The organism is Nostoc sp. (assembly GCF_036919595.1).
Taxonomy (GTDB): domain Bacteria; phylum Cyanobacteriota; class Cyanobacteriia; order Cyanobacteriales; family Nostocaceae; genus Nostoc.
In genome coordinates this window covers 25,728-31,904 of record NZ_JBALCO010000094.1, presented here as the reverse complement: position 1 = coordinate 31,904, position 6,177 = coordinate 25,728, and the positions used below count along the sequence as shown (strand labels likewise).

Annotated in this window: 6 protein-coding genes; all 6 read right to left on the bottom strand. The window is 34.0% G+C overall.

The annotated features are described in order from the left end of the window. Positions 1-121 precede the first annotated feature (121 nt). The 6 genes from V7K21_RS14190 to V7K21_RS14165 all read right to left on the bottom strand — a co-directional run bounded on the left by V7K21_RS14190 (position 122) and on the right by V7K21_RS14165 (position 6,170). Complete coding sequence (locus V7K21_RS14190) at positions 122-460, bottom strand: hypothetical protein (protein WP_335175221.1); 339 nt, start codon at positions 458-460, stop codon at positions 122-124. Positions 461-1,081: 621 nt separating this feature from the next. Further along, positions 1,082-1,861: a hypothetical protein gene (locus V7K21_RS14185; protein ID WP_335175219.1), complete on the bottom strand. Its 780-nt coding sequence runs from the start codon at positions 1,859-1,861 to the stop codon at positions 1,082-1,084. A gap of 3 nt (positions 1,862-1,864) precedes the next feature. Continuing rightward, positions 1,865-2,434: a hypothetical protein gene (locus V7K21_RS14180; protein WP_335175217.1), complete on the bottom strand. Its 570-nt coding sequence runs from the start codon at positions 2,432-2,434 to the stop codon at positions 1,865-1,867. Then, positions 2,431-4,647 (bottom strand): hypothetical protein, encoded by a 2,217-nt coding sequence (locus V7K21_RS14175; protein WP_335175215.1) that lies wholly within the window; start codon positions 4,645-4,647, stop codon positions 2,431-2,433. The genes V7K21_RS14180 and V7K21_RS14175 overlap by 4 nt, the downstream gene beginning before the upstream one ends. Before the next feature lie 57 nt (positions 4,648-4,704). Beyond that, a complete protein-coding gene (locus V7K21_RS14170; protein ID WP_335175213.1) occupies positions 4,705-5,775 on the bottom strand; it encodes a hypothetical protein in 1,071 nt (356 codons plus the stop codon). A 29-nt stretch (positions 5,776-5,804) separates the two neighbouring features. Next, positions 5,805-6,170: a hypothetical protein gene (locus tag V7K21_RS14165; protein ID WP_335175211.1), complete on the bottom strand. Its 366-nt coding sequence runs from the start codon at positions 6,168-6,170 to the stop codon at positions 5,805-5,807. Between the last annotated feature and the right edge of the window lie 7 nt (positions 6,171-6,177).

The following is a 6,177-nucleotide window of genomic DNA, read 5'->3' as shown; positions in this document are numbered from 1 at the left end:
ATCGAATCATCATTCAATTTACTACAACTTGGGGTGGGAGAGGCTGCCAACGGCAGCTTCTCCCACCCCTTAACAATGATTATCATTTTTATTATCTGTATATTTTATTTTCTGGAAGTCCCTAAGCTCTATCAACTTGTTTTAATTCAATAGAGTTTAATCTCTTTTGATCACCTATAGATAAAGCTTTATCTTCTTCTCTAGCAATCTCGGCTAACTTAGCATTACTTTCAGCTTGGATGATTGCTAGCCTATCTGCTAAACTTAATTGTCCAGAAGTATTAGTTGCTTGAGAAGATACTTGTAGCTGCTCTTTCCAAAAGGCAGAGGCAGTGATTTCATTAAGAATGTGGATTCTTAAGTAAGCCAGAACCAAGGTGTCGTAATTGCCTTTACAAGCATTAGTGAGAGCTTCATTCTTTTGAATATCTAAACCAGCAGCAGTTTGTAATTTAACCACAGGGTCAGATACTAAAAAGTATTTAATACCAGCAGCTAAGGTAGTAAATGCATCTGCATAGTTGGCATTAATAATTGTTAAATCTGTGACTAGTAATTCTGAATCAGAGGGTTCATTATTTACTATTACTTCTAATACAGGGTTACCAGTACCAGTATTTCTTTCAGCTACTGTATAAAAATCTTGTGATTCTCCAGCAGTAATACCAACTAAACGAATTCTAGTATAGTCATTGTAAGCTGTAAACTTAACATTAAAAGTAGAATTAGTATTTATTAGACTTGTTAATCCAGCAGTTACGTTAGCAATACTATCTGCTGTAGCTATAAAAGAAATAGATACATTATTGTAAGTAAAAGAGAATTTATTACCTGTGGTGACTTGACTAGGATTTAAATAAGTTATTTGAGGAGTAGCGGCTACTGATGTAGTAGTAGGTAATGGGCCTACGTCTGTTAATCCTTTACTAACTAAATCAACAATAGCAGCAGAGGTTGTTTTTTTAAAGTGTCTTCATCATATTGAGCACCATATATATCAGATATTTGAGGTCTGAGATAGGTACTTTCAAATAATTTCCAGCTAACCGATGTGGGCATAATTATTAATATTTATATATAGCTATTTAGTATCTTGAAAGTTAGCAATCATTTTGTAGCCAACCTTTTCTATATTTGCATATAGTCCACCTTTAAAAGTTTTAGATAGGAAATCAGGGGTAAGTAGTAACTTTAAATCTTTTTGACTATAGTATCCATTTCGTCTTTGGACTTCTTTGTATTTTATCTTTTTAGATACTAACTTAGATGTATATTTATCTTGTACAATATTGTCGTCATCAAAAACTTCTATTGAATCATTAATGACTAATGTTTGAGTAAGCCCCCCAAAAATAGTAGGGTCTATATATCCTACTAATGTACTTTTATAAGCAAGGGTTTTTACTTTACTACCTGCATTACTAATAGAACTTTGAGCATTAATGTCATAAACTCTATAGTCTTGGTTAGGAGAAAGTTTAGTGTAAACAAAAGTTGCTCCATTTGTATTATCCACAGCAAAGTAATCAACAATATCAGATGTAAAGATGGTGCTTTGTTTTCTAATACCTACTGCTAACTTATCCCAGAAATCAGGCTGAGTTTTTAATTGTGTTAGTAACCTGTCAATATAATTAATAACTTTAGTTGTCTTTTCAGAAACAGTAGCAACTCCAAATAAACCTAAACTATTGTTATATAAAAGATAATTAGCTTTATAGTTCTCTAACAATGCATAGTTACCAAAGGTAGTAGCTGGTTGGTTTGATTTTACAATGTCCCCATATATTATTTCATAAAGGTCATTTATAATATCTGAGTTTAGATTAATTTGAAGTAAGCCTGAATCTAGGTCGTCCATTGTTTATGTAAAGTTAAAATCAAATGTTCCATTAACAGAAGAGATAGTAGTAAGTGAAGCAGGTTGAGCTGATAGTTGTATAACTATTACTCCTTCTTCTAAAATACTATTCTGCCCTACTTTAAATAGCTGTCTATTATTTTTTACATCTAAGAATGGTATATCAAATGCCAACTCATAAGAATTAAGTTGGTTACCATTAGGAACTTTAGGATACCAATAATAAGGTATTGTAGTAATTAGTAAAACGTCAGCAGGGGTAGTAGAAACAGAACCAGTAGGTAAAGTTGGTAATTCTATTCCTGGGTTAATTTGAGGGCGTTTAATGCCTTCTAATAGATAACCAGGTAAAGCCCAAGCTCTTTGAGTTTTTTGAATTACTTTAGGGCCATTAGAAGAATTCTCTACTTGTTTAAATCTAACAGCACCATCATCAATAAAATAGTTTACACCAGAGGTTATATTACCTTTAAAATCAACAGCAAGTATTCCACTAAATTGAGATATTAAATGAGACAGTGAATTTCTTTTTGCTGTTAATTCATAATGCTCAATAGATGTAATTAAACTCATACTGTTATACCTGCTATATCTAAAAGTTTTTGTAGTACTGCAATATCTACATCTACTCTACTTGAGTCTCCACCTGAAAGAAACCAAAGTCTACCAGCAGGAAGATTGCTTTCTATATCAAAGTTTCCAGAGGTAATAATTTCATAAGTTTTTATTCCCCCAGCTATAACATTTTCTATTGGTAAAGTAGAGTTATCAAACTGTAAAGCATCAACAGTGTATGTTTGGAAGTTACTAACTGACCTAAGATTACCATAGTATTGCCAGAACTTTAAGCAAGTAGATTTACAGTAGTTAATTAATTCTTTAAGGAAAGCACTAAACTTAACTCTAAAGTAATATAAAACTACATCTAATCCTTTAGCATCTGCATCTGTTTGAAATTGAATTAATTCAGCAGCAGTAGGTAAAGGTATAATTTTATTATTTATATAGTCTTCTAAATAATCAAAATCAATAGGTAATTGTCTAACGGTGGCAGTACTAGATTTAATTTGGCTTTGTAAAAATGTTCCACTAGAGGGTAACGTATAAGGCATCATTTTCCATTTATCTACATTGGTGCCAGTATAACTAACTGTTAAAAAAGCTAGTTTAGCTACTTCATCAGAAAATTGTACATTGCCAATAGGAAATGATTCGGGAGAATTTGTAGTCCAATAGTTGTCTAAATAGTTAGGTTTATAAGAAGTATTTGATGTAGTAGCTATACTGATATTAGTTACAAAAGATTTAATACTTCCCCTAACTCTAGGCATTCCTACAACATAAGGTCTTATTAATAAGTTATCTTTAATACCTGAAGTTATTTCTAAAGCTCTAACTGCTTTAAGTGAAATAGGCGCTTCACAAACACCAGTACATATTTGTCCACCACCACTAGCCGATATATCTATAATTTCAAAGTAACCGTAGTTAAGAGCAAATAAAGCATTAGTCTCATACTCTGAAGGGATTAATGTAGTTGCGCTACCATTGAATTTTCTAGGTATAGAGTTTTGTTTAAACCAAGTTCTAACAATACAAAGTGTAGGCGTAGAACCCTTCATTATAGCTACTACTTCTACTTGATGCCCTTTAAGTAATCTACCTACTGTAAACTGACTTAAATCATAACCACTGCTGGTGGCAGTAATAGACTTAATTCTAGTATTAAAGTTTGTATCATTAGGAAAACCATAGGTTGTCTGGTTAGGTGAACTAACAGAAGATGGGTTTGTATCTCCTGCATACCAGGTCTCTAAATTACTTTTACTATTTACAGAAGATGAATAATTAGAAATGTTATTTAACGCAGTTAATAAAGCAGGGCTACCTGTACCTATCTGTGCTTCAATTACTTGTCTCCAATCATAAGGCCCACCAGATGTATCAGTGCTGACTAATTGATTTAGAGAACTAATAATGGAGTTGTATTTAAAAGTATCAGTATAATTTATCCCATCATAACTAGCCCTAAGTTCAAAGTTACTAGGATAAAACCAAGTGAAAGGGGTTGTCCCTTCTGGAGAACTGGGGTTTGCACTTAGAGCAGTGTGAGGGATTAATACTGAATCAACATCAACAGCAGTATTAAATAGTAACTCACATTTAATAGGGCCTCCATATAATATTGCGATCGCTCCAACAGGAAGACTAACAACTGAGTTAGCTGATACATCTGCTACTGTAAATAAAGCTGTAGGTATATAAGGGTTTAATCTTAAATCTGGAATTGTTGTACTACCACCCACAACTCTAGTTAATCCATAATTACCTGATACATATTTCCCTTGAGAAAAAACTCCAGTTAGTTCTGTATTACTGATACTACCTGAATTAAGGTTAGCTGTGTAATTTACTTTATACTCATTTAGATTTAATAGTCTATTTTGAGTTGCAATTGTGGAACCAATAGGATCGAAGTAAGGACGTTTAACTGATTTACACCAGTGATAATAAGTTCTATAAGCAGCAGCCCATAGTCTCATTAAACCAAAAGGATTAATATTATTTCTAACTAATCCCCCAGCTACCCACATATCTATTAAATTGTTAAAGTTAGCTGGATTACCTGATTCATTAGATAAACCAACTGAACACCCAGGAGTAAAACTAGTACTGGTAGTACCATTAGCTAGCGGTGTGTTACCTACTGTTAAATCAAAGTTCTCTGAATTAGGATATCTTTCAATAAACTGAATTACTTTATTTTTATGTAAGGGATTAGCCATTAGTCTCCTTAATCATTATTTATAAGGGGATTATGTAAACCCCCCCTTAAGTTAACTCTATACGTTAGGAGCAGTATAGCTAGTAGCATTGGTTTGAAGTACAGCAACAGCACCCCGATGGTTAGCAGCATAACCCCAACCTTCTGTCATGACTGTATTTTCTAAGGCAAAGGTGGATTTAACATCTACTTGCAATCCAGCTAGTGAAGCTATTTGAGGTTGACTGCTAAGTAAAGGTGTGCGGTTAGCTCCACCATCTGCCCCAATACAAAGAGCATAACCAACAGGAACAATTGGAGATTTGACAATAGGTACATTAGAAATGAATCCAACTAAACCTTCAAAAGGAGATAGCTGACGTTGACGGTCACCATTAGGCCCAGCAGTATTAAGAGACATAGAGCGCCCAATTTGGTTTTCAGCAGGTACAAATCCTGTTAGTAATTCCAATGTGTAATCATAATCAGATACCCAAATTTCTAACTGACGGAAACCATGATGTCTAACTTTATCAATCAGCTTTGTACGGATTTCATTTAAGGTAGGAGCATTAGCAGTAGCAACAGCATTGTAATGTTGCAAGTCACCAGGCACAAAGTTGTAACCACGTATAGAGGGTGAAGCAACAGAAATATCGGAGTTGTAGAAACAAAGAGAGGTTGTTTGATATTTACCAAGGTTATCAACTATTACCCTGGAAGTATTATTGAAAATAGATTGACGTAATGCAGAGAATCTAGATTTTAGAAAACTAGAAAGTTTAGCTTGTACATATCCCCCAACTTCATCTGCTGTCATTAACTGTACTGCACGGGAAGTTAAAGTTAAAGCGGTGAAGTATTCTTGGTAAGGAATTTCTTGAGTGTAATCCCAAACTGTTTCTCTAGAAGTAGGACGCGCAGCTTCTGTATAGTTCTCTAAATCTTCTGCATCATAATACTTAACAATCTTCTGAGGAGTAGTAACATTTTCTACAAGTGGCCCAAAGAATCTGGTATTCATATCAGTGTAGTACGCAAAGTCCATTTCCAATTCACGTAGAACACTAACTACAGAAATGTTATCAATGGTTACTAACTCAGAATCATTGGCGTTTAGCTCACCAAAAAAAGTCTTGTTATAAGTCATATACTTTTAAATAGTTTATTTAAATAAAATTAGATAGAAATCTTAATTCTGTTGGCAGTTAAAGCAAAGCCAACTTTGTTGGTTCCAGTACCAGAAACAATGCCAGCAGCACCAGCATAAACAGCAGCACCAGGTGTAAGACCCAAGGTGGTACCTGTGTTTTCAACAATACAATTCCCTTCAATTGCAACAGTTGTACCAGCTTTGCGAGAATGTCTAGCTACTCCAGCAGGAACATTAGATGCAGTTGCAAGGATGGCTTGACCACTTGAGTTAATAGAAATTACTGAACCCTCAGGAATATCTACTGCTGCAATTAGATTGACAATAGACCCGCTTAGGTTAGCAGAATTGATATAACGGTATAAAACTACGTTGTAAGCTACGTTTTGCATATTTTTG

Excerpts from the sequence above, each read along its gene's own strand:
- V7K21_RS14175 (WP_335175215.1), bottom strand. The coding sequence starts at position 4,647 with ATGGCTAATCCCTTACATAAAAATAAAGTAATTCAGTTTATTGAAAGA.
- V7K21_RS14185 (WP_335175219.1), bottom strand. The coding sequence starts at position 1,861 with ATGGACGACCTAGATTCAGGCTTACTTCAAATTAATCTAAACTCAGAT.
- V7K21_RS14180 (WP_335175217.1), bottom strand. The coding sequence starts at position 2,434 with ATGAGTTTAATTACATCTATTGAGCATTATGAATTAACAGCAAAAAGA.
- V7K21_RS14165 (WP_335175211.1), bottom strand. The coding sequence starts at position 6,170 with ATGCAAAACGTAGCTTACAACGTAGTTTTATACCGTTATATCAATTCT.
- V7K21_RS14170 (WP_335175213.1), bottom strand. The coding sequence starts at position 5,775 with ATGACTTATAACAAGACTTTTTTTGGTGAGCTAAACGCCAATGATTCT.